The sequence below is a fragment of the Agriterribacter sp. genome, assembly GCF_035444585.1.
GTDB lineage: Bacteria > Bacteroidota > Bacteroidia > Chitinophagales > Chitinophagaceae > Agriterribacter.
Genome location: NZ_DAOMOZ010000347.1, coordinates 1 through 2,923, shown reverse-complemented (window position 1 = coordinate 2,923; position 2,923 = coordinate 1). Strand labels below are relative to the sequence as shown.

Genomic DNA, 2,923 nt, shown 5'->3' with positions numbered 1-2,923 from the left:
GCAATCAGTTAAGTGAGAGGAGAGAAGTGAAAGTCGTGCCGGGCTCTTCATCAAAAGCCTTTGCGGGCCGGCCATGAGACTCTGGCGCTGAGCTATTCGCCAGGGTCACACTCAACACAGTTGCCTGGCTGTGAAGACCCCGTCGGGACAAAAATGGCACAAATAAAAAAGGAACGGTTACACTTATAAGATAGTACAACACGGCAACCAGTTAAGTGAGGGGAGAGAAGTGAAAGTCGCGCCGGGCTCTTCATCAAAAGCCTTTGCGGGCCGGCCATGAGATCCTGGCGCTGAGCTATTTGCCGGGGTCACACCCAACACAGTTGCCCGGCTGTGAAGACCCCGTCGGGACAAAAATATTATTTGATAAGCCTTAATGTAAAGGGGTAACGGTATAATTTCCCGTCATTGGCTTTAATGGTAGCAACAATTACCAGTATCAATGCAATGATGCCTACGATCCACAATAAAAAAATACCAATAATAGTGATAAACAATACAATGCAGGCCAGGGTAACCGTTATCTGGAAATTCAGTGATTCCTTCGCATGTTCCGCAACAAACTTAGACTCATCTTTTTTTATCAGGTAAATGACCAGTGGCGCAAATAACCAAACCACTATGGTTAGTATATGTGAAAGAATGGCAAGTGTCTTTTCATCGCTGGTAGGCGTTACAATAGGTTGTTCGTCTGTTCCCAGGAATGCGTTTTGTTGTTCCATACATTTTATTTTGTATGGAAATATAACTCAATTTGCAGAGATTTCATAATTAAATGAAAGTCGCGCCGGGGTCTGCTCAACGCAGTTGCCCGGCTGTGAAGACCCCGTCGGGACAAAAATGCAAACGGTTATGCAGCATCAATATGTTCTCTTGTATACCGGTGCATTTTAAGCAGGAATTGATACAACTGCTCCATGCTTTTTATATCTTCATGAATGAGCAGGAAATTCCTTCCCGTTTGCTTTAGTCTTGCCTTATGAGTAAGGGTTTGCACAAACCGGAGCATATTATTGAACGTGTCCGATTCAAAATAGGGCGAGTCGGGGTTATTGATAAAATAGCACCGCAGGTTTTCTTCTTTCAGCACCATTTTTTCAAAGCCGAGCTCTACTGCCAGCCTGCGGCAGCGTACGGTAATAAACAGGTCTTCTACCTGCCGGGGTATAGGGCCAAAGCGGTCGGCCATTTCAGTGTGGAACTGCTGCAGGTCTTCGTCATTATCACAGTTGTCTAACCGGGTATACAACGACAACCTTTCATTGATGCTTTCCACATAGTCGTCGGGGATCAGGATCTCCAGGTCGGTATCAATCGTGCAGTCCTGCACAAAATCTTCCTGCTTCCGGATCTCTTCTTTAAATACTTCCCTGAATGATGTCCGTTTTAATTCCCTGATCGCTTCATCCAATATTTTCTGGTACATTTCAAATCCTATCTCGGCCATGAAACCACTCTGTTCGCCACCCAGTAAATTACCGGCTCCACGAATATCAAGGTCGCGCATGGCGATCTGGAAACCACTGCCCAGCTCACTGTGCTGTTCCAGCGTTTGCAGGCGCTTGCGCGAATCATCCGGCAAAGTGCTTACAGGGGGCGCCAGCAGGTAACAAAAAGCCTTTTTATTGCTCCTGCCCACACGCCCGCGCAACTGGTGCAGGTCGCTTAACCCGAACTGATGCGCATTGTTTACAATAATGGTATTTACATTCGGAATATCCACGCCGCTTTCCACAATATTGGTAGATACCAGCACATCATACTTCTGTTCAATAAAATCCAGTATCCGCTCTTCCAGTATATGGCCTTCCAACTGCCCATGCGCAATGCCTATGCTCAGGTCGGGGCACAGGCCCTGTATAATATTGGCCATTTCAGTTAACCCCAGCACCCGGTTATGTATAAAAAATACCTGCCCCCCTCTTTCCGTTTCATAATATATCGCGTCACGGATATTGTCTTCATTGAACACCTGCACTTCCGTTTGTATGGGCTGCCGGTTAGGCGGGGGTGTATTGATAATGCTCAGGTCTCTTGCACCCATCAGGCTGAACTGCAATGTTCTTGGTATAGGCGTTGCCGTAAGTGTAAGGCAGTCTACATTGGTTTTAAGCGTTTTGATCTTCTCTTTATGCCCAACGCCAAACTTTTGTTCCTCATCTATCACCAGCAGTCCCAGGTCTTTGAACTTCACTTCTTTTCCTACCAGTGCATGTGTGCCGATAATAATATCAATTTTACCTTCCTGTAATTTTTTTAGCGTTTCCTTTTTTTCTTTGGATGATTTAAAACGATTGATATAATCTACTGTTACAGGAAAATCCTTAAGCCGGTCTTTAAATGTTTTATAATGCTGGAAAGCAAGGATGGTAGTAGGAACCAGTACGGCGGCCTGTTTATTATCGCAACAGGTTTTAAAAGCAGCGCGAACAGCTATTTCTGTTTTGCCAAAACCCACATCGCCGCAAATCAGCCTGTCCATAGGATGCGGCGTTTCCATATCCTTTTTCACATCAGCCGATGATTTGCTTTGATCGGGTGTGTCTTCATAAATAAAAGAAGCTTCCAGCTCGGTTTGCATATAGTTATCCGGGCTATGGGCAAAGCCCGTCTGGGCCTTGCGCTGGGCGTAGAGCTTAATAAGATCGAAAGCAATTTCCTTAACTCTTGCCTTTGTTTTTTCTTTCAGCTTATGCCATGTATCGCTGCCCAGCTTATTTACCCTGGGTACGCTGCCTTCCTTACCGGTATACTTGGCTATTTTGTGAAGTGAATTGATATTGACATACAGTATATCTGTATCCTTGTATATGATCCTGACAGCTTCCTGCAGCTTGCCGCTCACTTCAATTTTTTGCAGGCCGCTGTATATGCCCACGCCGTGATCAATATGCGTAACATAATCTCCCGGCTGCAATTCGCG

The 2,923-nt window shown here is 45.5% G+C and carries 2 protein-coding genes; both read right to left on the bottom strand.

The genetic code is table 11. The features are described 5' to 3' along the window. Window positions 1–359 precede the first annotated feature (359 nt). Window positions 360–722, bottom strand: a complete 363-nt coding sequence (locus tag PLH26_RS21280) for a DUF4870 domain-containing protein (protein WP_324588027.1) — start codon at window positions 720–722, stop codon at window positions 360–362. A 128-nt stretch (window positions 723–850) separates the two neighbouring features. Continuing rightward, the coding region (gene mfd, locus PLH26_RS21275) for a transcription-repair coupling factor (protein WP_324588026.1) at window positions 851–2,923 on the bottom strand (2,073 nt) is incomplete at its 5' end.